The organism is Nonomuraea sp. NPDC049421 (assembly GCF_040677005.1).
GTDB classification, from domain to species: Bacteria; Actinomycetota; Actinomycetes; order Streptosporangiales; family Streptosporangiaceae; genus Nonomuraea; species Nonomuraea salmonea.
Genome location: NZ_JBFAQA010000033.1, coordinates 94,450 through 120,993 on the forward strand (window position 1 = coordinate 94,450; position 26,544 = coordinate 120,993).

18 protein-coding genes are annotated in these 26,544 nt (G+C 72.5%); 6 read left to right on the forward strand and 12 right to left on the reverse strand.

Annotated features, from left to right (window positions below; translation table 11 throughout):
- Window positions 1-156: 156 nt before the first annotated feature.
- Window positions 157-501 carry a helix-turn-helix domain-containing protein gene (locus AB0K18_RS40865; protein ID WP_364926014.1) on the reverse strand — a complete coding sequence of 115 codons (345 nt, stop codon included), beginning with the start codon at window positions 499-501 and terminating at the stop codon, window positions 157-159.
- A 93-nt stretch (window positions 502-594) separates the two neighbouring features.
- Between AB0K18_RS40865 and AB0K18_RS40870 the strand changes: the two genes are divergently transcribed.
- Window positions 595-1,707: an FAD-dependent oxidoreductase gene (locus AB0K18_RS40870; RefSeq protein WP_364926016.1), complete on the forward strand. Its 1,113-nt coding sequence runs from the start codon at window positions 595-597 to the stop codon at window positions 1,705-1,707.
- 147 nt (window positions 1,708-1,854) lie between these two features.
- Here AB0K18_RS40870 and AB0K18_RS40875 read toward each other — a convergent pair whose 3' ends face one another.
- Both AB0K18_RS40875 and AB0K18_RS40880 read right to left on the reverse strand, forming a co-directional pair.
- Complete coding sequence (locus AB0K18_RS40875; RefSeq protein WP_364926018.1) at window positions 1,855-2,505, reverse strand: response regulator transcription factor; 651 nt, start codon at window positions 2,503-2,505, stop codon at window positions 1,855-1,857.
- Window positions 2,502-3,524 carry a histidine kinase gene (locus AB0K18_RS40880; RefSeq protein WP_364926020.1) on the reverse strand — a complete coding sequence of 341 codons (1,023 nt, stop codon included), beginning with the start codon at window positions 3,522-3,524 and terminating at the stop codon, window positions 2,502-2,504. Before AB0K18_RS40880 ends, AB0K18_RS40875 begins: the two co-directional genes overlap by 4 nt.
- Window positions 3,525-3,716: 192 nt before the next feature.
- On the opposite strand from AB0K18_RS40880, the gene AB0K18_RS40885 reads away from it, so the two are divergent.
- The 3 genes from AB0K18_RS40885 (at window position 3,717) to AB0K18_RS40895 (ending at window position 6,379) form a co-directional block, all read left to right on the forward strand.
- A complete protein-coding gene (locus AB0K18_RS40885; protein WP_364926022.1) occupies window positions 3,717-4,151 on the forward strand; it encodes a CBS domain-containing protein in 435 nt (144 codons plus the stop codon).
- 222 nt (window positions 4,152-4,373) lie between these two features.
- Window positions 4,374-5,660 carry an ArsB/NhaD family transporter gene (locus tag AB0K18_RS40890; RefSeq protein WP_364926024.1) on the forward strand — a complete coding sequence of 429 codons (1,287 nt, stop codon included), beginning with the start codon at window positions 4,374-4,376 and terminating at the stop codon, window positions 5,658-5,660.
- A gap of 83 nt (window positions 5,661-5,743) precedes the next feature.
- Complete coding sequence (locus AB0K18_RS40895; RefSeq protein WP_364926026.1) at window positions 5,744-6,379, forward strand: hypothetical protein; 636 nt, start codon at window positions 5,744-5,746, stop codon at window positions 6,377-6,379.
- Between the two features lie 8 nt (window positions 6,380-6,387).
- Here the strand turns inward: AB0K18_RS40895 and AB0K18_RS40900 are convergent, their stop codons facing one another.
- From AB0K18_RS40900 to AB0K18_RS40940, 9 genes are read right to left on the reverse strand one after another with little or no spacing between them, the layout of a single operon-like run.
- Window positions 6,388-9,903: a serine/threonine-protein kinase gene (locus AB0K18_RS40900; RefSeq protein ID WP_364926028.1), complete on the reverse strand. Its 3,516-nt coding sequence runs from the start codon at window positions 9,901-9,903 to the stop codon at window positions 6,388-6,390.
- Between the two features lie 42 nt (window positions 9,904-9,945).
- Window positions 9,946-11,334 (reverse strand): glycoside hydrolase family 28 protein, encoded by a 1,389-nt coding sequence (locus AB0K18_RS40905; RefSeq protein WP_364926029.1) that lies wholly within the window; start codon window positions 11,332-11,334, stop codon window positions 9,946-9,948.
- A gap of 28 nt (window positions 11,335-11,362) precedes the next feature.
- Window positions 11,363-12,193 (reverse strand): carbohydrate ABC transporter permease, encoded by an 831-nt coding sequence (locus AB0K18_RS40910; RefSeq protein WP_355418947.1) that lies wholly within the window; start codon window positions 12,191-12,193, stop codon window positions 11,363-11,365.
- Window positions 12,190-13,065: a sugar ABC transporter permease gene (locus AB0K18_RS40915; RefSeq protein WP_364926032.1), complete on the reverse strand. Its 876-nt coding sequence runs from the start codon at window positions 13,063-13,065 to the stop codon at window positions 12,190-12,192. Before AB0K18_RS40915 ends, AB0K18_RS40910 begins: the two co-directional genes overlap by 4 nt.
- A gap of 4 nt (window positions 13,066-13,069) precedes the next feature.
- Window positions 13,070-14,434, reverse strand: a complete 1,365-nt coding sequence (locus AB0K18_RS40920) for an extracellular solute-binding protein (RefSeq protein ID WP_364926033.1) — start codon at window positions 14,432-14,434, stop codon at window positions 13,070-13,072.
- Complete coding sequence (locus tag AB0K18_RS40925; protein WP_364926035.1) at window positions 14,425-15,417, reverse strand: hypothetical protein; 993 nt, start codon at window positions 15,415-15,417, stop codon at window positions 14,425-14,427. Before AB0K18_RS40925 ends, AB0K18_RS40920 begins: the two co-directional genes overlap by 10 nt.
- A complete protein-coding gene (locus tag AB0K18_RS40930; protein ID WP_364926037.1) occupies window positions 15,414-17,954 on the reverse strand; it encodes a family 78 glycoside hydrolase catalytic domain in 2,541 nt (846 codons plus the stop codon). The genes AB0K18_RS40925 and AB0K18_RS40930 overlap by 4 nt, the downstream gene beginning before the upstream one ends.
- A 12-nt stretch (window positions 17,955-17,966) precedes the next feature.
- Window positions 17,967-19,463: an alpha-L-fucosidase gene (locus AB0K18_RS40935; RefSeq protein ID WP_364926039.1), complete on the reverse strand. Its 1,497-nt coding sequence runs from the start codon at window positions 19,461-19,463 to the stop codon at window positions 17,967-17,969.
- Window positions 19,460-21,580, reverse strand: a complete 2,121-nt coding sequence (locus AB0K18_RS40940) for a beta-galactosidase (RefSeq protein WP_364926041.1) — start codon at window positions 21,578-21,580, stop codon at window positions 19,460-19,462. Before AB0K18_RS40940 ends, AB0K18_RS40935 begins: the two co-directional genes overlap by 4 nt.
- Window positions 21,581-21,722: 142 nt before the next feature.
- Between AB0K18_RS40940 and AB0K18_RS40945 the strand changes: the two genes are divergently transcribed.
- Window positions 21,723-24,689 (forward strand): glycoside hydrolase family 2 TIM barrel-domain containing protein, encoded by a 2,967-nt coding sequence (locus AB0K18_RS40945; protein WP_364926043.1) that lies wholly within the window; start codon window positions 21,723-21,725, stop codon window positions 24,687-24,689.
- A 10-nt stretch (window positions 24,690-24,699) separates the two neighbouring features.
- Window positions 24,700-26,463, forward strand: coding sequence for an acyltransferase (locus AB0K18_RS40950; protein WP_364926044.1), 1,764 nt, complete (start codon window positions 24,700-24,702; stop codon window positions 26,461-26,463).
- Window positions 26,464-26,544: the final 81 nt, after the last annotated feature.

A 26,544-nucleotide genomic window follows, 5' to 3' on the forward strand; every position in this document is an offset into this window, starting at 1 on the left:
CGTCCTTCGCCGGGTGTGTGGGGCACCGCCTGCCCCTTCAACGTAACACCCCATTCCGGGCGATCAAGGGCGGTTGGTGACGCGATGGGCGATTCGCTGGATGACCTTAGGACACTCGCGGAAGGGCCGGCCGGGCAGTTGCCGCACCGGAAGTAGTCAGCGGGGCGGCAGGTGCTCGTGGGCCCACTGGGAGATCTGCTCCAGGGCCGGCATGAGCGCCTGGCCGGCCTCGGTCAGCTCGTACGACACGGCGACCGGCGGGCCCTCGTCGACCTTGCGGACGATCAGCCCTTCTTTGGTCAGCGCGGACAGCCGGTCGGACAGCACGGAGTCGCTGACTCCTTCGATGGCCCGTGACAGCTCGCGGAACCCGGCGGGCCCCATGCGCAGGCTCGCCAGCACGACGCCGACCCAGCGCTTGCCGAGCAGGGTGAACGCGCGGGTCAGCGCCTCGTCGCGGCGCACGCAGGCTTCCACGGTGTGCGGTGTCGGTGCCGGCATGCCTCCCAAACTAGCAGAAAAACTGCCGCTTTGATTTTCGTAGTGAGTATGTATAACGTAGCCGCATCTCGATACCTAGTGAGGAGATGCGTGATGAGTGAGAACACCGCGGGCACCCGCCCGTCCGTCATGGTGCTCGGTGGCGGCTACGGCGGCCACAAGGTGGCCAAGCTGCTCGACGGCGTCGCCGACGTGACGCTCGTGGACCCGTCCGACGCCTTCGTGCACAACGTGGCCGCATGGCGGGCGCTGGTGGAGCCCGAGTGGCTCGACCGGATCTTCCTGCCCTACCGGCGGCTGCTGGAGCACGGCCGGTTCCTGCGTGACAGCGCGGTGGCCGTGGACGGCCGCCGCGTGACGCTGGCGTCGGGGACCACGCTGGAGCCCGACTACCTGGTGCTGGCCACGGGCTCGGCGTACGCGTTCCCCGCCAAGATCGACACCACGGACGCCGACGCCGCCAAGGCCCAGGTGCGCGCCGCGCACGACGCGCTCAAGGAGGCGGGACGGGTGCTGCTCGTCGGCGCCGGGCCCGTGGGGCTCGAACTGGCGGGAGAGATCAAGGCGGCCTTCCCCGGCAAGCACGTCACGCTGGCCGACGTGTCCGACGACATCCTGCCCGGCCCGTTCGAGCCGTCGCTGCGGGACGAGCTGCGCCGCCAGCTCGCCGAGATCGGCGTCGAGCTCAAGCTCGGCAGCGCGCTGCGGGAGCTGCCGGCCGCCGAGCCCGCCACCGTGGCGCCCATCGCGATCGCCACCGAGGCGGGGGACAAGCTGGTCGCCGACATGTGGTTCCGCTGCTTCGGGGCGCGGCTGCGGACCGGCTACCTGCGCGGCGAGCTGGCCGCCGCCCTCGACGAGCGCGGCTACGTCCAGGTGGACGAGCTGCTGCGGGTGCGCGGGCAGGAGCGGGTGTTCGCGATCGGCGACATCGCCGACGCCGACCGCGACATGGCCGGGTACGCGTCGCGGCAGGGCGAGCTGCTGGCCGCCAACCTGCGTGCGATCATCACCGGCGAGGGCGAGCCGGTCCCGTACGAGCGGCAGCCGGCGGTCATCGTCGTCCCCCTCGGCCCGGAGGGCGGCGCGGGCCAGCTGCCCGGCCAGGGCGTCGTCGGCGCGGACGCGGCCGCCGAGATCAAGGGCCGCGACATGCTCGCCACCTACGCGAGCGCCGCCTTCGACGTCCCGGAGAAGAACGCCTGACCCGCTTCAGGCCCGGAGCGCGGCCCGTCCCGAAGGCGCCCGTCAGGGGTCCGGCAGGCCCGTGCGGGAACCGCTGGTCAGGGTTCGACGAGGCCCGTGCGGGAAGCGCCGGTCAGGGTTCGACGAGGCCCGTGCGGGAAGCGCCGGTCAGGGTTCGACGAGGCCCGCGCGGATGGCGTAGCGGGTGAGTTCGAGGCGGTCGCGCATGCCGAGCTTCTGCAGGATGTTCGCCCGGTGCCGATCGACCGTCTTCACGCTGATGACCAGCGTCTCCGCGATCTCCTTGGCGGAGTTGCCCTCCGCGATCAGCTTGACGATCTCCTCCTCCCGCGGCGTCAGGATGCTCTCGGGGATGCGCTCGCCCTCCCGGTCGCGCTGCAGGTAGTCGCGGATGAGCGCGGTGATCGCCCCCGGGTAGAGGAACGGCTCGCCCCGCATGGTGGCCCGGCACGCCTCCAGCAGGTCCTGGTCGGCGACGGACTTGAGCACGTAGCCGGACGCCCCGACCTTGAGCGACTCGAAGAAGTACTGCTCGTTGTCGTACATCGACAGGATCAGGATGCGGATGCCGGGCGCCCGGCGGGAGATCTCCCTGGCCGCCTGCAGCCCGGTCATGCGGGGCATCGCGATGTCGAGGATGGCGAGGTCCACCTCGCTCTCGTCGGCCGCCGCCACCGCCTCGGCGCCGTCGGCGGCCTCGGCGACCACCTCGAGGTCGGGCTCGGCGTCGAGGATCAGGCGCAGCCCCCGCCGTACGAGGGCGTGGTCGTCGGCCAGCAGGATCCGGGTCTTGTTCACGAGGTTGCGCTCCGATTCGCGGGATCCGGGATGTCCAGGCGTACGCACGTGCCCACGCCTGGCGGGGAGTCGACGCTCAGCCGGGCGCCGATCAGCAGGGCGCGCTCGCGCATGCCGCGGATCCCGGAGCCGTCCTGGCGCGCGCCGCCCTGCCCGTCGTCGGCGATCCGCAGCACGAGCCGGCCGTCCTCGGCCTGCAGCGACAGCTCGGCGTGCTCGGCGTGGGCGTGCCTGGCGATGTTGGTCAGGCTCTCCTGCGCGATCCGGTACAGCACCAGCTCGACGTCGGAGCCGAGCGGCGGCAGGTCGGGCTGGACGGAGCGCAGCACCTTCACGCCGCTCATCTGCGACACGTCCGCGGCGAGGGCGTTGAGCGCGCTGTGCAGCCCGAGGTCCTCCAGGACGCCGGGCCGCAGCCGACGGGCGACCTGGCGGACCTCGTCGAGGCTCGCGCGTACGGTCTCCTGCACGCCGTGCAGCTCCTCCCGCAGATCGCCGGGCGCGCGGTCCACCACCCGCTTCAGCCCGAGCAGCACCACGGTCAGGCTCTGGCCGATCTCGTCGTGCAACTCGCGGGCGATGCGCCGCCGCTCGCCCTCCTGCGCCGCGAGGGCGTGGGCGCTGCTCGCGCTGCGCTCGGCCTCCAGCCGGTCGAGCATCGAGTTGAACGTCCCGATGAGGTACGTCAGGTCGCTGTTGCCTCCGTCGGACAGGCGGTCACCGGTGCGCAGCAGGTCGACCCGCTGCATGAGGGCCGTCAGCGCGTCGAGCGGCGCCAGGCTGCGGCGCAGCAGCAGCGCGTTCGCCCCCAGCATCACGGCCAGCCCGATCAGCAGCACCGGCACCTCGGCCAGCACGATCGGTGCGGAGATGGTGGCGGGGGAGAACGCCAGCACCAGCGTGCCTATCGTGAAGACCAGCCCGTTGATCAGCACCAGCCGCCGGAACAGCGCCTGAGCTGGAGTGCGCGGCAGGTGCACCGCCCGCTGCGCCGCCCCGCCGGCCACACGGTCGTCCATGGTCATCAGCCTCTTCGTCCGAGGGCGTCGTTGTCCATCCGGGCTGACTCTCATCCCGTGCCCACGCCTACATGTTGTATCCCCGCGGAGATGGGTGACGGACCCGATGGTTCGCGACCCCTCTCCGCCGCGAGACTTGAGCAGAGCCGGATTGGAGAGATAGCGGATGCCATGCATGCCAGCGATATCGCCGTGAGTTTGCCGACCGTCACCGCCGACGACCCCGTCACCAAGGCGGTCCGCCTCATGGCCCTGGGCCGCATGCCCGGCCTGATCGTGGTGGACGGGCGCGGGCGGCCCGCCAGCGTCCTGCCGGGGACGCAGGTGCTGCGGCTGGCGGTGCCGGGGGCGTACCAGGAGGATCCGGCGCTGTGCCGGACGATCGACGAGGCCCACGCCGACGTGTTCTGGGGGGAACTGGGCGAGCGGACGGTCGGTGACTGCCTGCCCCGGCACCCGGTCACCCCGGCGACCGTCCGCATGGAGGCGACGCTGCTGGAGGTGGCCGCGCTGATGGCGCGGCTGCGCAGCCCGATCGTCGCCGTCGTCGGCCGGGACGGCGTGCTCGCCGGCGCCATCACCCTCGAACGGCTGCTCACCAGTCTGGCCCTGGCCCCCGACGACTGACAGAACCAGGCCCGCCGGGCGTGTGCCGCGCGGCCACGCCCCGACCTTTCGGGCGCGGGCCGCCGGCACCGCCGCGGCGGCTCCTCTATCGCGAAAGGTCATCGCCGTGTTCGCCCTTCACTTTGCGCTGCCGTCATGCCCCGGACGGCTGCTGTGTCGTTACGTGCCCGTTGAACGCGGGCTCTCCGCCGACGGGCAGGCCGGCCCGCCGGGGCAGAGCGGATGAGCGCGATACTCGCACTGGCCATCTTCATCGTGGCGTTCTTCTTCATCGCCACGGAGAAGGCCAACAAGGTCAAAGTCGTACTCATCGCCGCGGGTCTGATGGCCGTGCTCGGCCTGATCCCCGGTGCCGAGGTGTTCTTCTCCGAGCACGAGGGCATCGACTGGAACGTCATCTTCCTGCTGCTCGGGATGATGATCATCGTCGGCATCATCAAGCAGACGGGCGTCTTCGATTACCTGGCCATCTGGGCGGCCAAACGCTCGAAAGGGCGGCCGTACCGGCTGATGGTCATGCTCATGGGCATCACCGCCGTCGCCTCGCCGTTCCTCGACAACGTCACCACCATCATGCTGGTGGCGCCGGTCACGATCGTGGTGTGCAACCGGCTGCGGATCGCGGCGCAGCCGTACCTGATCGCCGAGGTGCTGGCGTCCAACATCGGTGGCGCGGCCACGCTCATCGGCGACCCGCCCAACATCATCATCGGCAGCCGCGCGGGGCTGACGTTCAACGACTTCCTCGTGCACATGGCGCCGATCGTGGTGGTCATCTTCGCGGTGTTCGTGCTGTTCACGCGGGTGCTGTTCCGCAAGTCGTTCCAGTACAACGCCGAGCACGTCGCCGAGGTGATGGCGCTGCAGGAGCGGCGGGCGATCACCGACATGCGGCTGCTGGTGCGCTGCCTGATCGTGCTGGCCGCGGTGGTGACGGGGTTCGGGCTGCACGCGGTGGTGCACGTCGAGCCCTCGATCGTGGCGCTCGTCGGCGCCGGCGTGATGCTGCTGGTGTCCCGTGCGAACGTCGACGAGGTGCTGCGCGAGGTCGAGTGGCCGACGCTGGTGTTCTTCACGGGGCTCTTCGTCATGGTGGCGGGGCTCGTGCACACCGGTGTGATCGCGGCCATCGGCACCTGGGCGCTGGACGCCCTGGGCGACAACTACCTGGTCGCCGCGACGGCGCTGCTGTTCGGCTCCAGCGCGCTCGGCGCGTTCTTCGACAACATCCCGTACGTCGCCACGACCGCCCCCATCGTCGAAGGCGTCGTCGACGCCGCGCCCGACCCGCAGACCGGTCAGGCGCTGTGGTGGGCGTTCGCGCTCGGTGCCGACTTCGGCGGCAACGGCACCGCGGTCGCGGCCAGTCCGAACGTGGTCGCCCTCGGCATCGCCGCGCGCAACGGCCACAAGATCACCTTCTGGCAGTTCACCCGGTACGGCATCGTCGTCACCGTGCTGAGCACCGCGCTCGCCTGGCTGTACGTCTGGCTGCGCTACTTCACCTGACCCGGCGCCCCTGGTGTCCTCAGGGATGAATCAGGGGCGATCACCGATGATCCGGCCGGGCGGCAGCGGGCATTGTGGCCCGTATGAACCCCGCAAGCCGCCTGGCCCAGATCTCCTTCACCGCCGGCCCCGCCGCCCTGCTCGCCGGCTGGTTCCTTCTGCGTCCCGTTCACGGCGACGCGCAGCCGGGGCTGTGGTGGACGGCGGCGCACCTCGCCTGGTTCGGCGGCTTCGTGATGTTCGGGCTGATGACGCTGGCCATGCGGGGCCTCGCCCAGCCGGTCTCCGGCGGCCGCCGGGTGGTGGTGGAGGCGGCGACCGGGGTCGCGCTGTTCGGCGTGGCGGCCAACCTGACGCAGCTCGTCATCGACCTGCACGCCGGGTTCGTCGCGTCCGACGGGGCCGGGCTGCGGGCGCTGCTGACGCAGGCGCGCGGCTATCCGGGGGTCGAGCTGGTCGTCTACACGCCGGGGGCGCAGCTGTTCTTCGGCGCGGTGCTCGCGCTGGCGGCCGTGCTCGCCGTGCTGCGCCGCGTCACCCCGGTCAGCGCCGCCGTCACCGCCGGCGGGGTGATCCTGCTGGGCGCCGCCACCCTCCAGGAGGGCAAGGCGACGGCGCTGGCCGCCGTCGGCATGGCGGTCATGTGGCTCGGGACGCTGCTCCTGGGCCGGGGGCCGTCCGGCGACGGTCTCCCCGCCGCCACCCCGACCCGGGTCTGACGCGCGGGTCAGCGGGCGACGGGCGGGCAGACCGGTTCGTACGCGCGCTCCGGCAGGTGGCGGTGCCACTCGGCGGCCGTCAGGGTGCGGCCGGCCCGGATGCAGACGGTCTCGGTCAGCGCCTCGACCGTGGTCGGCAGGCGGGTCAGGCGGCCGCCCCTGCCGACGGCCAGCACCTCGGCGGCGCCGGCGGTGAAGGCGACCGATCGGGCGCTGCCGGTGAGCCCGACCGGCGGGCCGATCCGCCGTCCCTGGCGGACGTCCCACAGACTGAGCGTGTTGTCCTGGGAGGCGTAGGCGAACAGCCGTCCGTCCGGCGAGAGCGCCGCGTCCCACGGCGCGCCCTCCACCCGCATCCAGCCGCCCAGCTGCGCGCCCGTCGCGGTGTCCCAGACGCCGACCTTGCCGGCGAAGTTCACCGCGACCAGGTCGAGCCGGGCGCCGAACCACACGTCGTCGGCCCTCCCCGGCAGCGGCAGCCGGGCGCCGAACGGCGTGTCCGTCTCCAGATCCACCAGCCGCCGGCGGACCGTGTCGAGGCCGACGAGCCGGCCGTCGGCGGTGGCCGTCCAGCCGAGCAGCCGTTCCGGCCGCGGCACCTGCTTGAGCCGCCGCCCGCCGGGCAGCCCCCATAGCGTGAACGTCCGCTCGCCCGCCGTCCACAGGCCCTTTGAGGTGGGCAGCACCGACGCCGCCTCGCTCTCGTCGGCGAACCTCGGGGTGAGCGCGGCCAGCTCCCGCCAGGAGGCGACGTCGCGGACCGTGACGTGGTCGCCGCGCCGGACGGCCAGCAGCCGGTCGTCGGGGCTGAACGCCAGTTCGCTGTCGTAGTCGTCGAAGGCGCCGGTCTCGCGGCGGCGGCCGTTCAGGGTGATCTCGGTGCTGCCGAGCGCGTGCATGGCGACCGTGCGGCCGTCGCCGCTCAGCCGTACGGTGTCCATAGGCTCGTCGGACGGCGGGGCGGGCACGAGCGTCACCACCGTGTCGTCGCTGAGGTAGCGCAGGCCGTCGGGGCCGAATGCGGCGGCCGTCACCGGATCGGGCGGGCGGCGCTCCAGCAGCAGCGGCTCGTCGGCGCCCGGCCGCCACACCGTGATCTTCGCGCCGACGCCCGCGACCAGTTCGCCGTCCTGGCTGAACACCGGGATCGCGTGGTCCTCCCAGCCGTGCAGGACGGCCAGCTCCTCGCGGGTGCGGGTGTCGTACACGGTCAGGCCGTCGTCGTCGCTGATCGCCACCCGCGTGCCGTCGGGGCTGAACGCGGCGGCGCTGTCGCAGTCGGCGCAGACGCCCGGATAGCCGGGGCGGCGCCTGCCCGACGGCAGCAGGTAGCGGTCGGGGCCGGCGACCGCGTACCCGCCGTGGGGGTGCACGGCCGGCCGCCGCAGCGCGGGCAGCGGGGTCGTCGTCCCGGTGCGCCAGTCGTGGACCTGCGTCCCCTGCCCGATCGTCACCAGCAGCCGGTCCCCGCTGAACGCCACCGACACGTCCACGGCGCCGGGCGCCGCGATCCGCCGCCCGACCGGCCGCCCGGTGGCCACCTCCCAGATCCCGATCCCGGAGTCGTCGGCCACCGCCACCACCGTCCCGTCGGGGCTGACCGCCACCTCCCGCAACCTCCCGCCTTGGGGGGTTCCGGTTTGGGCGACGCTCCGGACTCCTGCCTCCGCGCCGGAGCCGGGCAGGGTGGTGATGGGGGCGGTGAAGTTCCTCGTGCGGTGGCCGGTGGCGACGTCCCAGACCGTCACCTCGTCCGGGGTGACGCTGATCAGGGAGCGGCCGTCGGCGGTCAGGGTGCGGACGACGTCCGGGCCCGTCGCCGGGTCGCGGAAGGAGGTGGTGGCCGGGTCGGACGCGGCGGCCAGCAGGCTCGACCTGGCCTCGGCGGTGGGGGAGAGCTTGCCTGAGGCGGCGGCGAGCAGCATGCCGAGCACCGGGTCGCGGCCCCGTACGGCGTCCGAGGCGGCGGCCAGCCTCGCCGAGTCGGCGGCGTCGCGCTGCCCGGCCAGGGTGGCGCTCTGCCGCCAGGCCAGGCCGCCCGCCCCGACGGCGAGGGCGAGCAGGGCGGCCAGGCCGACGGTCAGGAGCCTGATGCGACGGGAGCGACGGCGGGTGAGGGTGGCGGAGGAGGCCAGGAAGTCGCGCTCCACCGGGGTGAGCGTGAGGTGCTTGCGGTCGGCGGCGGCCCAGCGCAGCGCGTCGTCCAGGGTGCTGCCGTGGAACAGGTCGGCGTCCCTGCGGCCGTGCTCCTGCCAGCGGCCGGTCGCCACGGTGATGCGGCGGTGCACGGCCAGGCCGTCGCGGTCGGCCTCGATCCACTCGCGCAGCCGGGGCCAGGCGAGCGGGAGCGCGGGGCGCAGCAGGCGTACGGGGTCGCCGCAGGACACCAGGTACGTGAACGCCCTCAGCACCCGGTCCGTCCCGTCGGACAGCTCCGACCTGCGGGGCGCGCGCAGCGCCAGCTCGCCCGCGTCGGTCACGGTCACCAGCCGCAGGAACAACTCGGGCACGAGCAGCCGGTCCTCGGGTGAGAGCGACGCATAGGCGTCCTCGGCGATCACCCCGAGCGCGGGGTCGGCCTTCGCGCCGAACGCGGCCCCGATCCGGCCCCCGTCACCGGCCCCGAGGGCGAGCAACTGCGCCGTGTCGATGGCGCCTGGTCCGGCGACGGTGGCCTGGCCACGGCGACCGCGATCGGCGGTGCTTCTCACGAGGACGTGGGCGGCGGGGTCGGTGCCGGTCAGGAGGGAGAGCAGGAGGTCGCGGGAGGACGGCCGGAGGTCAGGGTCCTTGGACAGGGCGGCCTTGACCGGGCGGTGCAGGGAGGCGGGCAGCACCGACAGGTCCGGGTCGTGGGTCAGGACCCGGTGCATGATCGCGCCCACCGAGTCGCCGGTGAACGGGTCCTCGCCGGTGGCGGCGTACAGGACGACGGCGGCCCAGGCGAAGACGTCGGCGGCGGGGCCGGCGCGCAGGCCGGAGAGGACCTCGGGCGCGAGGTAGCCGGGCGTGCCGGTCACGTCGCCGGTGGAGCTGAGCGTCATCTCCCGCGTACGGGCCACGCCGAAGTCGATGACCCGCGGCCCGTCGGGCCCGAGCAGCACGTTGCCCGGCTTGAGGTCGCGGTGCACGACACCGGCGTCGTGCACCGCGGTGAGCGCCGTGGCGATCGCGGTGGCCAGGCGGTGCAGGTCGTCACCGCCGAACGTCCGCCCGGCATCCCGCAGGCTGGGCCCCTCCACGTACGCGCTGACGATGTACGGCCTGGGCCCGTCGAGGTCGGCGCCCAGCACCCGGGCGGTACAGAACGGGGCGACCCGCCGCGCGGCGGCGGCCTCCTTGGCCAGCCGCTCGCGCAGCCGCGGCGCCCCGGCCGGGTCACCGCGCAGCACCTTGACGGCGACCCGCGTGCCGTCCTGGTCATAGCCCTCGTAGACGACTCCCTGGCCGCCCTCGCCGAGCCGGCCGGCCAGCCAGTAGCCGCCGAGCCGCTGCGGGTCCCCGTCGATCAGTGGACTGCTCATGCCTGGTTGGACGGCGGTGGTGACGCAGAGGTTGGGTAAAGGTCACACCCTGTGTCCGTTGACCCGGACGTTACGCAGCTCGAACCCGGTCACGTCGGTCACCACGTCGGCCTCGGTCATGTTCTCGAACACGCTGGTGCTCACTTTCACACCCCTGATCGGGTTGCCGGGGTTGCCGATGAGGTTGAAGGCCCTGGGTGCGGTCCCGGCCCGCAGCCGGGTGATCTCGATGCCGCCGACGTCGGGGAAGTAGGGGCCGGTGTGCTTGTTCTCGTAGTTGAGCGCGACCTCGATGACCGCGTCGGCGGCCTGCCCGACCTTGACGTCCTTGACGTGCACGTCCCTGACGTAGCCGCCGCGCTCGGGGTTGGTCTTGATGCGGATCGCGCGTTCCAGGTGGGGGCTGCTCATCTCGCAGTTCCAGGCGAACACCCAGCGCACCCCGCCGGTCGTCTCGCTGCCGACGGTCACGCCGCCGTTGCCGTCGCGCATGACGCAGCCGGTGACGAGGACGTTGAGGCAGGGCTCGTTCACCCGGCGGCCGTCGGCGTTCTTGCCCGCCTTGAGCGCCACGCAGTCGTCGCCGGTGTCGAACGTGCAGTTCTCGATGAGCACGTCCACGCAGGACTCGGGGTCGCAGCCGTCGTTGTTGGGGCCGCGCGGGCTGTCCACGGTGACGCCCCTGATCGTGACGTTCCTGCACAGGACGGGATGGATGTTCCACATTGGGGAGTCCTTGACCGTCACGCCCTCGATGAGCACGTTGCGGCAGCGGTAGAGCTGGATGAGGTTGGGCCGCAGGTAGTGGCCCTCGCCGAAGACCCGCTCGGCGACCGGCACGCCCTCCTCCGCCAGTTGCGCCAGCAGCCGCTTGTCCGGGCCCTCGGAGGGCGGCGGGTCGTTCGGCCAGTCCCACCAGTGCGTGGCGTCGGCCTGGCCGTCGATCACGCCCGAGCCGGTGATGGCGACGTTGGTACGGCCGTGGGCGTAGATGAACGGGGAGTAGTTCATCAGCTCGACGCCCTCGTACCGGGTGGCCACGACGGGCAGGTAGTCGGCCGGGTCGCGGCTGAAGCGGATGGTGGCGCCCGCCTCCAGGTGCAGCTCGACGTCGTCGGCCAGGTGGATCGCGCCGGTCAGGTACGTCCCCGCCGGCACCAGCACCCGGCCGCCGCCCGCCGCCGCGCACGCCTCGACGGTCCGGCGAAACGCCTCGGTGCACGGGGTGACGCCGTCGCCGGTGGCGCCGTACCGGGTGATGGGGAACGTGCGGGCGGGGAAGCGCGGCGGCCTGATGCGCCGCCTGATGGCGGGCACCCGGCTCCACGCGGTGCCCGCCTCAGTGGCCGCCTCAGTGGGCCCGGCCAGGGCCGGCGCGATGACCAAGCCGCCGAGCGCGGCGCCCAGGAACGTCCTGCGGGAGTGCTGCATCGATGTCCTCCGGATCGAAGCGGGGGGTTCAGCCCTTCACGCCGGTGAGCGTGATGCCCTGGATGAAGGTGCGCTGGGCCAGGAAGAACAGCACGATGACCGGGATGAGGATGACCGTGCTCGCCGCCATCAGCGGCCCGAACTGGGTGGAGTACTGGGTCGAGTAGTAGGTCAGGCCCAGCGAGAGCGTGTACATGTCGGAGTCGGACAGGTAGATCAGCGGCCCGAGCAGGTCGCCCCAGGCCGCGAGGAACTGGAACAGCGCGACCGCCGCCAGCGCCGGCTTGGCCAGCGGCAGCACGATCCGCGCGTAGATGCGCAGCTCGCCGGCGCCGTCCACGCGGGCGGCGTCGAGCAGGTCGCGGGGGATGCCGCGGAAGAACTGGCGCAGCAGGAAGACGAACAGCGGCCCGCCGAAGAAGTGCGGCACGATCAGCGGCAGGTACGTGTTCGTCCACCCCATCTCGCGGAACAGCGAGAACAGCGGCACCATCGTCACGTAGAACGGGATCATCATGGTCGCCAGCAGCGCGCCGAAGACGACGTTGCGGCCCGGCCACTCGATGCAGGCCAGCCCGTACGCGATGAACGAGCTCGACAGCACCGCCCCCACCATCGAGAACGCGCAGACGACCATGGTGTTGACGAAGTAGCGCACGAACGGGAAGACCTGCAGGCCGTCCAGGTAGTTCGAGAACGTGATCTTGTCGGGGAACCAGACGACGGGGAAGGCGTTGAGCACGTCCACCGTCTTCAGCGAGGCCGTCACCATCCACACGAACGGCAGCAGGAACACGATGCTCAGCGTGATCAGGACGGCGTGCTTGGCCATCCCCTGGAGCAGCCGCGGGTACATCATCGGCCTCCGTAGTAGACGCGGCGGCCCACCAGCCGGAACGTGGCGACGGTGAGGGCGGCGACGATCGCGAAGAGCACCCACGCGATCGCCGACGCGTAGCCGACCTTGAAGTATTGGAACGCGTTCTGGTACAGGTACAGGCCCGACACCAGGGTCGAGCCCGCCGGGTTGCCGGTGCCGCCCGTCATGACGTACACCGGCGTGAAGAACTGGAACCCGCCGATCAGCCCCGTGACCAGCGCGAACAGCATGTGCGGGCTGAGGTAGGGCAGCGTGACGTGCCGGAACCTGGCGAGCAGGCCCGCGCCGTCGGTGGCGGCCTGCTCGGTGAGCGCGGCCGGCACGTCCTGGAGCCCGGCGAGCATGATGACCATGAGGTTGCCGACGCCCCACGCGCTCATCACGATCAGCGCCGGCTTGGCCCAGCCGGGGTCGGACAGCCAGCCGGGGCCGGTGACGCCGACCTTGGCCAGGGCGTCGTTCAGCAGGCCGTACTGCGGATCGAAGATGTACATCCAGAGCACCGCCGAGGCCACCGCGGGCACGATCGTCGGCAGGTAGAACACGGTCCGGTAGACCGGCTGCCCGCCGACGCCGAGGTTCAGCAGCAGCGCGAGGCCGAGCGCCACGACGATGCCGAGCGGCACCGACCACAGCACGATGACCAGCGTGTTCCACAGCGACGACCACCACACCTGGTCGGTCAGCAGGTCGCCGTAGTTGGCCAGGCCGATCCACTCGGGCGGGTTGACCATCGTGTACGACGTGAAGCTGTAGTACAGGGAGGCCAGCACCGGATAGGCGGTGAACCAGAGCAACCCGATGATCGCGGGAGAGGTGAACACCAGCCCCCACAGGACGTTTCTGCGCATGGTCCTACAGCCCCATCTGGTTCTTGAAGCGGGCGGCCTCCCTGCGGGTGTTCTCCTTCACCGTCCGCAGCGCCTCCAGCGCGGAGACCTCGCCGTACACCGCGCGGGCCACGTGGATCTCCAGCTGCTGGCTGAAGTAGTTGGTCTCCGGCAGCGACGGCTTGATGTTGGTCGCGGCGAGCATCGCGTCGTAGGAGGGCCGCAGGATCGGGTCGGCCCGCATCTTCTCCAGCGCGGGCGAGCCGAGGTAGCCGGGCGGGTAGTTCACGGTGTCGAACTCGGCCTGGGTGCCCTCCGGCGTGGCGGCGAACCAGCGCAGGAACTCCCACGCCGCCTCCGGGTTGCGCGCCTCCGACGGGATGAACGCGCCCCACCCGCCGATCCACGTGCCGGTGCCCGGCTTCGTGGCGCCGGGCGGCTGGTACGGCAGCAGCGTGGAGCCGTACGAGAAGTCCGGCACCGCCTCCAGGATCTGGCTGACGCTGCGCGGCCCGAGCGCGGCCATGCCCATGTGCCCGTACCCGAACGGGTTCATCTGCAGGGTCGGTGGCGCGACGTTGAGCCGGTCGGCGCCGCCCAGCGACTTCGCGTAGCGGGCCATCCACTCGACGGCGGCCACGATGTGCTCGTCGTCGGGCGTCACCTGGCCGCTCGCCGGGTCCACGAACTCCCCGCCGAAGGCGAACCCCCAGGTGAAGGCGGCGTTGGCGAACCCGGCCACCTGCCACGGCACGGTCCCGACGCGGGAGGCGCCCGCCCCGCCGACCTGGTTGATGGCCCGGGAGAACTCGTCCACCTCGGAGATCGTGCGCGGCGGTCGCTCGGGGTCGAGCCCGCACTGCTCGAACAGCTGCTTGTTCCAGTAGAAGGGGAAGTTCGGGTCGACGTCCCACTGGAGCTGCCAGATCCGGTCGTCCCACCGCATGCCGCGCCAGACGGCCGGCAGGAAGTCCTTCTCGCCCAGCCCGGCCTGGTGGACGAGGTCGGTGAGGTCGGTCATGATGCCCAGCTCGGCCCACTGCGGCACCTGAAACGGGATCACCTGCGCGAGGTCGGGCGGGTCGCCGGCGGCGATCGAGACCAGCAGCTTCTGCTGCTCGCCCTGGCCGGTCGTGGGCGCGTAGACGACCTCGACTCCGATCTCGTCCTGCACCGACTCGAACCGGGTGGCCAGCTCCACCCAGCCCTGCCCGTCCACGCCGCCGAACAGGTTGTAGAAGGTGATGTTCGTGCGCCGGCCGGGGGCGGGCTTCTTGCTGAGGCCCTGCGTGTTCGGCGGCGGGCCGCCGTCCACCACGGTGCAGCCGGTCAGCGCGGCGAGCCCGGCCGCGCCGAGCGTCCTGAGCGCCGCGCGCCTGCTCATGCCCATGCCGCGCCGACCCCCCTGTGCTCGGTCATGCGGTGCTCGCCCACCAGGTACGGCTCCGCCCGCCGCACCGCCGTGTAGAAGTGGTGCAGGCGACCGTCATGGGCCACGACGGCGGGCTTGTGCGCGTACGTGTCGTCCACGCTGCCGGGCGGGCCCACGTCCACGAGGATCTCGGAGCCCTTCTCCCAGGTCCGCAGGTCGCGCGAGACCGCGTACCCCTCGCGGGCGTGCCCGTCGAAGGAGAGCCCGAAGTAGAACATCACCCACCAGCCGCCGTCGCGCAGCACGCACGGGTCGGAGGCGAAGCGCTCGTCGAACGCGCCCTGGCCGCCGTTCGGCACCACCGGCAGCGGGCTGGGGCGCTCCCAGCGCCGGAGGTCGGGGGAGACGGCGTAGCCGATCTGCTCGCGCCAGCCGTCATAGGTGCGGTTCTTGGCGTTGTAGAAGCAGTAGTAGAGGCCGTCGTGGCGGAGCAGCCACGACTTGTACAGGCCGCCCCGCTCCCACGCCCCGCCGTCCTGCGGCCGCAGCACCGACCCCGCGTCCTTCCAGGTGCGCAGGTCGTCGCTGACCACGAACCCGATGATCGCCGCGCCCGACTCCATGCCCGCCTCCGGGTAGGCGTGGTAGGTGCCCACGGCCTGCCCGTCCTGCCAGGTGACCTGCCCGTCGGAGCCGAGCCTGTTGTCGCGCACGATCGAGGTGAGCGCGGAGTTGTAGCGGCGATAGGGGTGATCGGGGTCGCGGGGGAACACCACCTCGCCCGGAGTCCACGTCGTGAGGTCGCGCGAGCGGCTCAGCGCGGTCTGGTAGCCGGTGCCGTCGAAGCCGACGTACGTCATGAGGTACTCGCCGCCGTCGGAGCAGACGAACGGGCAGTCCACGAACAACGCGTCGAACGCGCCCGGAACGCCCGACGGGCCGATGAGCAGCCGGTCCGCCTTGTACGGGGTGCGCAGCCGGCTTCCGTCATATCCGGTCATCGCCGTGCCCCGAACGTCCACCGGCCCGCCGGGACCTCCCAGGCGCGCTCGCCGACAGCCTGGGCGGCGTCGGGCGCCCGCGCCGCGCCGAGATCGGGCAGCCGCACCTCGGCCGTCGAGCCCGGCGGCACCTCGACCTCCAGGTCGTACGCGCCGTCCGCCCGCTGCCAGGCCACGCCGACCTCTCCGTACGGGGTCGCGGTCCGGGCGGTCACGGACGCCAGGTCGCCGGGTGCGGCCGGCGCGATCAGCAGCTTCCGGAACCCGGCCGAGCCCGGCGCCTGCCCGATGCCGCCGAGCCCCCGGTAGAACCACGCGTCGATGGCGCCCAGCATGTAGTGGTTCTGCGACAGGCCGCGGGTCGGGCCGTCCCACGCCTCGGTGAGCGCGGTGGCCCCGTTGCGCACCTGGTAGCCGTAGCTCGGGTGGCTGGTCGAGGTGGCGAACCCGTAGAGCGCGTCGTGCCGGCCCGCCCTGGTCAGCACCTGGTAGAGCGCGGGCAGCGCGACCTCGCCGACCGTGATCTCGCCCGCCCGCACGGCCGCGCTCAGCTCGTCCAGCGCGCCCGGCACCAGCTCGGCCGGGACGACGCCCATGTCCAGCGCGAACACCTGCGAGGCCTGCCCGCCGCCGCCGAACCGCCCGTCCTTGAGGAACGCGCCGGTGAACGCGGCCGAGATCGCATCCGTCAGCGCCTTGTACCGCTTGGCGTCGTCGTCGCGGCCCAGCACCTCGGCCGCCCGCGCCAGCGTGCCCGCCGCCCGCCAGTAGCCCCACGTGGACACCAGCGGCACCTGCGTGGTGTCGTCCAGGCCGAACCAGTCGCCCAGCCCGTGCCGCAGGATGCCGTCGTCGGCCTTGCCCGTCAGGTAGCCGATGTAGCGGGCCATCGCGTCGTAGTGCCGCTCCAGCGCGGAGGTGTCGCCGTACCAGCGGTACATCTGCCACGGGATGCGCACCATCGCGCCGCCCCAGTTCGGGTCGTCCCTGAAGGCACCGTCGAAGACGAGGTACTCAGGCGCGATGTCCGGCACCAGGCCATCGGACGTCTGCGCCTCGGCGATGGTGACCAGCAGCTCACGCAGGTACGCGGCCACGTCGTAGTTGTAGGCCACCACGTCGAACAGCAGGTGGGTCTGCTCCAGCCAGCCCAGCTTCTCCCGGTGCGGGCAGTCGGTCAGGACGCTGTACATGTTGCCGCGCACCGCGCGGTCGATGATCCGGTGGATGTCGTCGAGCAGCGGGTCGGAGGTCTCGAACCGGCCGATCACGTCGTTGTCCGCGCGCAGCACCAGCCCCGCCAGCGCCTCGCGGCCCACCTCCTCGGGCAGGCCCTGCACCTCGACGTAGCGGAAGCCGTCGTAGCGGAAGCTCGGGCGCCAGCGCTGCGGGCCCTCCTTGGTGACGTACGTGTTGAAGATCGGCGCGCCGGTCGTCGGCTTCGACTGGATCACCCGGCCGAACCCGTCGAGCTGGTCGCCCGGCACCAGCCGCAGGTAGCGCCCGGCCGGCAGGTCGAGCCGCAGCTCCGCCCAGCCCGCGATCACCGTGCCCACGTCGAAGACCGGCGTGCCGTCGGTGGCCGTCAGCTTCTCCACCGCCGGCAGCTCCTCGGTGACCCGGATCGGCGGGCAGGCCCGCGCCCGCAGCGTGCCGGTCGCGTCGGGGAGTGCCACCACGGGCCGCCAGCCGGAGCGGTCAGCGCCGGGGACGTCCCAGCCGGGCAGCTCCAGGCGGGCGTCGTGATCCTCGCCGCCGTACCAGTGGGAGCGGGTGGTCGGGCCCTCGCCGGCGAGCCAGCCGGCGTCCGTGCGGAACCGCTCCTCGCGGCCGTCGGCGTAGCGCACCTCCAGCTGCGCGATCGCCTTCGGCGCCGCCTTCGAGCCGTAGAACTTCATGTAGCGGTCCTGGTGCGGGAACACGTGCGCGATGCCGGGGCCGAGCACGAGCCCGAGCGCGTTGCGCCCGTCCCGCAGCAGCGCCGTCACGTCGTGCACGGCGTACGCGACCCGCCGGGTGAAGTCCGTGTACGCCGGCTCCAGCACGGCGTCCGTCACCGGGGAGCCGTTCAGCGAGGCCACGTAGACGCCGAGCCCGGCGACGTAGAGGCGGGCCCGCGTCACCCCTCCCGACGCGGTGAACTCGCCGGCCAGCAGCGGCAGCGGGCGGCCCTCGCCGGCGCGCGGGTCGCCGCCCTCGTCGTACCAGTCGGGGTGGGTGATCCAGGACGCCGTCCAGTCGCCCGGCTCCAGCAGGCCCAGCTCGAAACGGGCCGGCTCGCTCCACTCCGACCAGTGGCCGGCCTCGTCGCGCGTCCTGACCTGCCAGCGCGCGGCGGTCCTGCTCGCCAGCGGCGCGCCGCCGTACACCACGCGCTGGCCGGCGGACTCGACCTCGCCGCTGTCCCACAGGCCGTCCACGCGGACGTGGTAGGCGGTCTGCGTGGCGGCGCCGGTCAGCCGCCAGCTCAGGACGGGACGGGTGGCCTCGATGCCGAGGGGGTCGGTCAGGTCACACGTTCGCAGGTTCGTCGGCAACGGGGACACTCCTCAGGTGATCTTCAACATGTAGGCGGCGGTGGTCGGCGGCACGGGCGGCAGGTCGGCGCGCAGCGCGTCAGGGGTGAGCCGCCAGGAGACGGGGCCGTGCCCCAGCAGCTCGACCCGCTGCGGGCGGCGGCGCAGCAGGCCCGCGGACGTGCCCAGGCTGGTGATGACCGCCGTCCTGTCCTTGGGCCAGGCCAGCAGCGTGGCGTAGACGGTCTCGCCGCGCCGGGTGAAGCGGATGTCGCCGGGCCCGTAGGCGCGGTCGGCCTCGTTGTAGCCCTCGTAGCCCTTGGTCGCGCCCATCCCGGTCGAGCCCTCGGCGGCGCGCACCCAGGGCGTGGTGCCGTACACGCCCTCGCCGCACACCCGCAGCCACCCGCCCACCCCGGCCAGCAGCTCGCGGGCCCGCTCGTCCACCGTGCCGTCGGCGCGCTGCGGCACGTTCAGCAGCAGGCAGCCGTTCTTGCTCACCACGTCGATCAGGGTGTGGATGACCTGGTGCGCGCTCTTGCGCGGGTGGAACATCGGGTCGTCGTCCGCGCAGTCGAACCACTCGCCGTCGCTGGTGTCGAACTGCCACGGGTACGGCTGCGCGGTGTCGAGCTGGCGGCGCTCGCTGTCGAGCACCACGGCCGTGCGGTCGGCGTCCGGGACGTCCTTGATCGTGACGATGCCGCCGGTCGGGCACGTGTCGTAGTAGTGGGCCAGCAGCTCCAGGCCCGCCGCGCTGACCGGCTCCGACTCCACCACGCTGCCCTCGTCGAACGGCAGCCGGCCGTCGTCCAGGTAGACCAGGTCGGGGCGGTAGCGGTCGAGCGCCTCGCGGACGCGGGCGTAGAAGCGCTCCGCCACCCTCACCGGCGGCTTGGCGCCCGGCTCGTGCCGCTCCGGATAGAGCTGCGCCGGGTCGAGGCCCTCCCACCAGGTGCCGGCGCCGTCGGCGGCGGTCAGCCTCCCGTCGTACGGTTCGCCCGTCTCCGGGTCCTTGCCGTGGGCCACGTCGAGCCAGCGCCACGTCCAGTTCTGGTGGAAGCTCATGCCGAACGGCAGGCCGGCCGCCCGCGCGGCGCTCTCCCAGGCGCCCACGACGTCGCGGCGGGGGCCGACGCGGGTGGCGTTCCAGCCGTGCAGCTTCGAGTCCCACAGGTCGAAGTTGTCGCAGTGGGTGGCCAGCGCCACGAAGTAGCGGGCGCCGCTTGTCACGTAGAGGTCGATCAGCTCGTCGGGGTCGAAGCGTTCGGCCCGCCAATGGGGGAACAGGTCCTTCGCGCCGCCCCCGCCGAAGTGGGCGCGATGGTGTTCGTGCTGCCTGGTGGCCCTCTTGTGTTCCCAGGGCTCTGACCAGGGCTGCATGCCGTAGAGGTGGCGGGCGTACCAGTCGCCTGAGCGGCCTGCCGACTGCGGGCCCCAGTGCGACCAGATGCCGAACTTCGCCTCACCGAACCACTCCGGGATCCGGTGGGTGCGCAACGACTCCCAGTCAGGTCTGAATCGGGTCATCTCACCACTCGCACGTCGAAGGGCGCCAGGCGCAGCGGGCCCGGCGGCAGCGGGTCGCGGGAGCCGGTGACCTCGGTCGCCTGGGCGGTGAGGGTCACGGTGCTCGCGCGATGGGACCAGTTGTGGACGAACCACAGGCGCTCACCCCGGGCGTTGACCGCCGACCGGACCGTGACCCGCGGCTCGCCCGCCACCACCAGCGGCTTCGCGCCGAGGCCCGCGCTCGCCCGGCCCCCAGCGGCGCTTGCCGGTCCTCCAGCCGCGCTCGCCCGGCTCAGGCCCGCGCTCGCCTGGCGGAACAGTTCGGCGGTCATGGCGCGGCCCGGGAGGGTGCCGACGTAGGTGACGGTGCCGGCGCCGGCGCGGTTGCGGGTGATGGCGGGCCAGCGGCCGTAGTGGTGGTGGTCGTAGCGGGCCAGCACCTCGGCGCCCTCGGGCTCCAGCGCGTCGGCCCAGTGCCTGGCCACGTCCTGGACGCCGAGCCCGTGCAGGGGGAGCGGGTCGGGCAGCGTGGCGAACTCCAGGTACCGCACGCCGGCCAGGTCGCGCAGCGGGCCGGGCGCGATCTCGGTACGGGCCTGCGCCTCCTCGTCGGCGTACCCGGTGAGGAACGTCAGGATGAGGTGGCCGCCGCCCTCGACGTACGAGGTCAGCGCCTCGGCCACGGCGTCCGGCAGGCAGTGGAAGGCGGGCGCCACGACGATGGGCAAACGATTGACCAATGCGGGCGGGACGAAGGCGGCTTGCAGACCCGCGTCCGACGCGCCCCGGTAGAACGTGGCCACGATCCGCTCGTAGGCGTCCTTGTCCGGGTTGCGCCCGTCCAGCGTGAGCGGCGGCTGGAAGGACAGCGCCCACTTGCTCTCGTGCGAGTAGAGGAACCCGACGTCGGCGTCCGGCGTCAGCCCCGCCACGTCGCCGGCCGCCCGCTCCAGCTCCGCGCCGAGCGCCGCGACCTCGCGGTAGACGCGGCCCGGCTCCAGCGCGTGCCCGAGGATGCCGCCCCAGTGCGTCTCCGCGCCGTACGGCAGAGTGTGCCAGTGCCAGTACGAGATCATCTCCGCCCCGCGCGCCACCAGGGCCCACGCCGCCTGGCGGAGCTGCCCGTCGTACGGGGTGAGGTTGAGCTGGGAACCGGCGATCGACGTGGCGTTCGTCTCGGTCACCCAGAAGCGGCGGCCCTGGGAGGCGTACATGCGGTCGCCTGCCTGGAACAGGCCCTCCGGGGTGGTGCTGAACCAGGTGACCTCGATCGGCGCGTCACCGGGGTCCAGGACGAGGTGGTCCTGGGGCAGGTAGTAGGCGTTGCCGCTGGTGACCGTCAGGTGCTCGGAGAGCTGGACGTCGTGCAGCGCCGGCCGCTGGTAGGCCAGGCACGTGGTCAGCTCGCGATCCTCCGGCACCAGCTCGCGCACCAGACCGGCCTGCCAGGCGATGAACTCGGTGGTCAGCTCGGCCTGGAAGCGCCGCCAGGCCAGGTCGTAGGAGGGGGTGGTGTTGCCGGCCGGCGGCCACAGCTCGTCCCAGCCGCCGATCCGGTGCGACCAGTACGTCAGGCCCCACTCCTCGTTGAGCCGGTCGGCGTCGCCGTACCGGTCGGCCAGCCACGCCTTGAACCGCTCGAACACCGGCTCGTTGTGGATCAGGTGCAGGCCGGGCTCGTTGTCGAGCTGCACGCCGAGCACGGCGGGATGGCCGCCGTGGTGGCCGACGACCTGGCGGATGACGCGTTCGGCGTACCGCAGGAAGGTGGGGGAGGTGAAGTCGATCTCCTGGCGCGCGCCCCACAGCACGCGGCGGCCGTCGGCGCGCTCGATCGCCAGCTCGGGGTGCTTGCGCTGCAACCACGGCGGGATGGCGTAGGTGGGGGTGCCGAGCAGCACCTTCATGCCGCGCTCGTGCGCGCCGTCGAGGACGGGCGTCAGCCAGCCGAGGTCGAAGACACCGTCGCGCGGCTCCCAGGTGGACCAGACGGACTCGCCGACGCGGATCGTGTCGATCTTCGCCTGGGCCATGAGGTCGAGGTCGCGCCGCAGATCGGGGGCCCGCTGGTACTCCCAGTAGTACGCGGTGCCGAAGCGGACGTGGGTCGGACTCTTCGGGGGTGAAGGCGTCATGGAGTTACCCAATGATCTTAAAACGATTTACCAGATGATATATTTATTCACGGCCTTATGTCAATGCACGGAAGGTCTGGTGTCGTCGGGGCCGGGATATTAGGGTTAAAACGTTTTGTCTCACCCCTCCGGAGGGACGTACGTGATCGCCGACTTCCACGCCGACTTCCACGAGGACCCAGGGCCAGGCACCGGGCGGCGGGCACCCCGGGCGGACTTCGTCTCCGACGCCCCCAGGCTCTCACTGAACGGGCAGTGGCGCTTCCTGCTCTCCGGCACCGCCGCGGGCACCGGCCCCGGCCTCCCCGACCCCGCACTCGACGACAGCGGCTGGGAACGCATCAGGGTGCCGTCGCACTGGGTGCTGGAAGGCCACGACCGGCCCCTCTACACCAACACCGCCTACCCGTTCCCGATCGACCCGCCGTACCTGCCGGACGACAACCCCACCGGCGACTACCGCCTGCGCTTCGACCTGCCCGCCGGCTGGCCGGCGGCGCGGGACGTGCTGCGCTTCCAGGGCGTCGACTCCTGCGGCACGGTCTGGCTGAACGGCGAGCTGCTCGGCCACTCCAAGGGCAGCAGGCTGCCGTTCGAGTTCGACGTCACCGGGCGGCTGCGCCAGCGCGGCAACGTGCTGGCCGTCCGCGTGCACCGCTGGTCGTCCGGCAGCTACCTCGAAGACCAGGACATGTGGTGGCTGCCGGGCATCTTCCGCGACGTCGAGCTGCTGTCACGGCCCGAAGGCGGCATCGACGACTTCACCGTGCACGCCTCCTACCGCGACGGCGCCGGCACCCTGCTCGTCACCGCCGACGCCCCGGGACTGGTCGAGCTGCCCGCGCTCGGCCTCGCCATCCCCACCGGCGAGCAGGTCACCGTGCCGGGCGTGCGCCCGTGGAGCGCCGAGGACCCCTGCCTCCACCGCGGCACGCTCACCGCCGCCGGTGAGACCATCGACCTCGCCGTCGGCTTCAGGACCGTCGAGATCGCCGGCGGGCGGCTGCTCGTCAACGGCAGGCCCATCCTCATGCGCGGCGTCAACCGGCACGAGCACGACCCCGACCGCGGCCGCTCGCTCGACCGCGCCGCCATGATCCGCGACATCGAGCTGATGAAGCGGCACAACGTCAACGCCGTCCGCACCTCCCACTACCCGCCGCACCCCGAGTTCCTGCGGCTGTGCGACGAGTACGGCCTGTGGGTCGTGGACGAGTGCGACATCGAGACGCACGGCTTCATCTACGCCGGCTGGGAGGGCAACCCGCCCGCCGAGCCCATGTGGCGCGACGCCCTGCTCGACCGGGCCCGGCGCATGGTCGAGCGCGACAAGAACCACCCCAGCGTCATCATCTGGTCGCTGGGCAACGAGAGCGGCGGCGGCGCCACGTTCGGCGACATCGAGGAGTGGATCCGCGAGCGCGACCCCACCAGGCCGCTGCACTACGAGCGCGACCCCTCCTACCGGCACTCCGACTTCTACAGCCTCATGTATCCGGCCCAGGACACCCTGGAGCGCATCGGGCAGCGCAAGGAGGAGACTCCCGCGGGCGTCGAGCCGGGCTCGCCGGACGACGTGCGGCGGCGCGAGCTGCCGTTCCTGCTCTGCGAGTACGCGCACGCCATGGGCAACGGGCCCGGGTCGCTGGTGGACTACCAGCGGATCCTGGAGTCGTACGAGCGGTTCTGCGGCGCGTTCGTGTGGGAGTGGATCGACCACGGCTTGGCGGGGCGCGACGCGCTCGGCCGCCGCTACTACCGGCACGGCGGCGACATCGACGCCAGCCCCAACGGCGAACGCTTCTGCCTCGACGGACTGCTCTTCCCCGACCGCACGCCGTCCCCGGGCTTGCTGGAACTGAGCAAGGCCATCGAGCCGGTGGCGATGGAGGTCGCCGGCGGCGAGCTGGTCGTCACCAGCAAGTACGACTTCGCCGCGCTCGATCACCTGGCCTTCCGGTGGTTCGTGGAGAGCGACGGGGTGCGCGGCGCCTCCGGGACGCTTTCCGTGCCGCACTGCCCGGCCCGCTCGTCCGTACGGGTCCCGCTGCCCTCGGCCGAGGCCGGCGGGGACGGCGAGACCTGGCTCACGGTGGAGGCGGTCCTGGCCGAGGAGACCCGCTGGGCACCGGCCGGCCACGTGATCGCCTTCACCCAGACCCACCTGGGCACCACCACCCGCCGGCGCCCTGCCCCGAGCCCTGTTCTGAGCCCTGTTCTGAGCCCCGCCCCTGATGCGGTGCCGGGCGCCGGCGGGCGCGCGGGGGAGGTGCGGTTGGGGGCGGCGGTGTTCGACGGCAGGACCGGGCGGCTGGCCCGGCTCGGCGACGTCGAGCTGGACGGGCCCGTCCTCGACGTGTGGCGCGCTCCCATCGAGAACGACCACGGCCTGGGCGGCGCCAACGCGCTGGCCGCCGACTGGGAGGCCGTCGGCGTCGACAGGTTCCTGCACCGCACCGCCACCTTGGAACGTCCCGACGAACGCACCCTCGTCGTCCACGGCCGCAGCGGTCCCGCCACCCGCACCCTGGGCTTCCGTACCGCGTACACCTATCGGCTGCTCGACGACGGCATCCTCCACCTGCGGATCGACGCCGACCCCGTGGGCGACTGGGACGACACCGCCTACGGCCACCTGACGGTGACGCCGCCTCGCATGGGCACCAGGTTCGCGCTGCCCGGCGGCTACACCGACGTCACCTGGTTCGGGCTCGGGCCGGGCGAGTCGTACGCCGACAGCCGCGCCGCCGCCCGCGTCGGCCGGTTCCGCAGCTCCATCGAGGCGCTGCAGACCCCGTACGTCGTCCCCCAGGAGAACGGCAACCACGTCGAGACCCGCTGGCTGGAGGTGAACGGCGACGGACTGCCCACCCTGCGCGTGGACGGCGAGCCGCACGTGAACTTCACCGCCCGCCGCTGGACCAGCGAGGCACTGCGGGCCGCCCGCCACCCGCACGACCTCACCGACTCCGGTCGCGTGTGGCTCAACCTCGACCACGGCCAGCAGGGCATCGGCAGCGCGTCGTGCGGGCCCGCGCTGCCCGAGCGGTACCGGCTGAAGGTCCGCCCCTACAGCTGGTCGATGACGCTGACCCCGGTGCGCCCCTGAGAGGAATGACATGACGTTCGACTTCCGTCCGTGGCTCTACTGGGACCACGCCACCGACGACGACCGCCGCGCCCAGGAGGCCCACGTCGCCGGGCTGCGCTCGGAGATCGGGCTGGAGGCGGCGGGCAAGGTGTACATCTCGCCGCTGGCCGCCGTGCACACCGAACGGCTGCGCATGGGGGACTTCTGCTACCTCGCCGCGCACGCGTACGTGACCGGCGACGTCTCCATGGGCCGCGACTGCACCGTCAACCCGTACGCCGTCGTCCGGGGCACGATCGCGCTGGGCGACGCCGTACGGATCGGCGCCCACACCTCCTTGCTCGGCTTCAACCACGGCACCGCCCCCGACCGTGAGGTCTTCCGCCAGCCCATCACCAGCGAGGGCATCCGCATCGGCGACGACGTGTGGATCGGCTCCAACGTCGTCGTCCTCGACGGCGTCACGATCGGCGACCACGCCGTCATCGGCGCCGGCTCGGTCGTCACGAAGGACGTACCGGCCTGGGCCATGGTCGCCGGCAACCCGGCCCGCGCGATCCGCGACCGCCGCACCCCCCGCAACCAACCCCCGCGCCCTGCCACACCGACCGACCGGCAGGGACGGTCCGTTGATCCGCGTGACCTGGAAGGGCGGTTGGTCGCGTTCGCTGAGCGGGCCAGGGAGCAGGCGCACGACGTGCTGGCCCGCTGCTGGACCGGCGAGCGCTACGTGGACCGCCCCGGCGCCGAGCCCACCGTGCGAGCCTGGGCCGACGCCGTCGAGATCGCCGACCTGCTGCTCGGCGGCCCGCCACCCACCCCCGGCCGCGACGAGATCATCGCCTTCCTCCGAGACCGCCAGGACCCCGCCACCGGCCTCGTCCCAGAGATCGGCGCCCCCGGCTCCCCCGAGGCGACCACCAGCGGAAAGGGGGCCGTCGGCGGGAAGGGTGCTGACGCTGGGGCCGTCGGTGGACATGAGGCCCTCGGCGAAGCGGCCGGTGAGGGCGGGTTGGAGCTTGAGGGCGTCACCGCGTACCACATCCTGTCCGTCGGCTACGCGCTCGACCTGCTCGGCATCCGCTTCCGCCACCCCATCAGAGCCATCTCCGAGCTGCCGCCCGCCGACCTCATCGCGCTGCTCGACGGCCTCGACTGGGCGCGCGGCGCCTGGACGGCCGGCTCGGTCGTGGACGCCATCGGCACCGGCCTCCACCGCAACCTCACCGACTTCGGGCTGACCGGCCCCCAGCTGGAGACCCTGTACGGCTGGCTGCTCACCCGGTGCAGGCCGACGCACGGGATGTGGGGCGAGCCGGACTCCGACGCGGGCCGGCTGCACGTGGTCAACGGCTTCTACCGGCTCACGCGCGGCACGTACGCGCAGTTCGGGCTGCCGCTGCCGTACCCCGAACGGGCCGTGGACACCGTGCTCGCCCACGCTCGCGATCCCCGTTACTTCGGCCCTGACACCGGCAACGCCTGCAACGTCCTCGACGTCATCCACCCGCTCTGGCTGACCGGCCGCCAGACGGGCCACCGGCGCGCGGAGGGCGAGTCCTGGGCCAGGGACCACCTGAACCGCGCCCTGGGCGGCTGGCAGGACGGCGCCGGCCTCAGCTTCGCCCTCACCACCGGTACCGGCCCCACCCGCACCCCCGGCCTGCAGGGCACGGAGATGTGGCTCGCCATCATCTGGCTGCTCGCCGACTACCTCGGCCTCTCCGACACCCTCGGCTACCGCCCCCGAGGCGTCCACCGCCCAGAACCCGCCACGACCTACCCGACGTAACGGCTCCGGGCCGAGCCAGGCGGCACCCAGTACGCCACCCCCTGCCCCGGCACCCCACTCCCCAGGGGCGCCTGGTAGGCG

What these genes read in the sequence shown, in the direction of transcription:
- AB0K18_RS40865 (WP_364926014.1), bottom strand. Translation starts at nt 501, where the DNA reads ATGCCGGCACCGACACCGCACACCGTGGAAGCCTGCGTGCGCCGCGAC.
- AB0K18_RS40870 (WP_364926016.1), top strand. Translation starts at nt 595, where the DNA reads ATGAGTGAGAACACCGCGGGCACCCGCCCGTCCGTCATGGTGCTCGGT.
- AB0K18_RS40880 (WP_364926020.1), bottom strand. Translation starts at nt 3,524, where the DNA reads ATGGACGACCGTGTGGCCGGCGGGGCGGCGCAGCGGGCGGTGCACCTG.
- AB0K18_RS40890 (WP_364926024.1), top strand. Translation starts at nt 4,374, where the DNA reads ATGAGCGCGATACTCGCACTGGCCATCTTCATCGTGGCGTTCTTCTTC.
- AB0K18_RS40895 (WP_364926026.1), top strand. Translation starts at nt 5,744, where the DNA reads ATGAACCCCGCAAGCCGCCTGGCCCAGATCTCCTTCACCGCCGGCCCC.
- AB0K18_RS40900 (WP_364926028.1), bottom strand. Translation starts at nt 9,903, where the DNA reads ATGAGCAGTCCACTGATCGACGGGGACCCGCAGCGGCTCGGCGGCTAC.
- AB0K18_RS40905 (WP_364926029.1), bottom strand. Translation starts at nt 11,334, where the DNA reads ATGCAGCACTCCCGCAGGACGTTCCTGGGCGCCGCGCTCGGCGGCTTG.
- AB0K18_RS40910 (WP_355418947.1), bottom strand. Translation starts at nt 12,193, where the DNA reads ATGATGTACCCGCGGCTGCTCCAGGGGATGGCCAAGCACGCCGTCCTG.
- AB0K18_RS40915 (WP_364926032.1), bottom strand. Translation starts at nt 13,065, where the DNA reads ATGCGCAGAAACGTCCTGTGGGGGCTGGTGTTCACCTCTCCCGCGATC.
- AB0K18_RS40920 (WP_364926033.1), bottom strand. Translation starts at nt 14,434, where the DNA reads ATGGGCATGAGCAGGCGCGCGGCGCTCAGGACGCTCGGCGCGGCCGGG.
- AB0K18_RS40925 (WP_364926035.1), bottom strand. Translation starts at nt 15,417, where the DNA reads ATGACCGGATATGACGGAAGCCGGCTGCGCACCCCGTACAAGGCGGAC.
- AB0K18_RS40935 (WP_364926039.1), bottom strand. Translation starts at nt 19,463, where the DNA reads ATGACCCGATTCAGACCTGACTGGGAGTCGTTGCGCACCCACCGGATC.
- AB0K18_RS40940 (WP_364926041.1), bottom strand. Translation starts at nt 21,580, where the DNA reads ATGACGCCTTCACCCCCGAAGAGTCCGACCCACGTCCGCTTCGGCACC.
- AB0K18_RS40950 (WP_364926044.1), top strand. Translation starts at nt 24,700, where the DNA reads ATGACGTTCGACTTCCGTCCGTGGCTCTACTGGGACCACGCCACCGAC.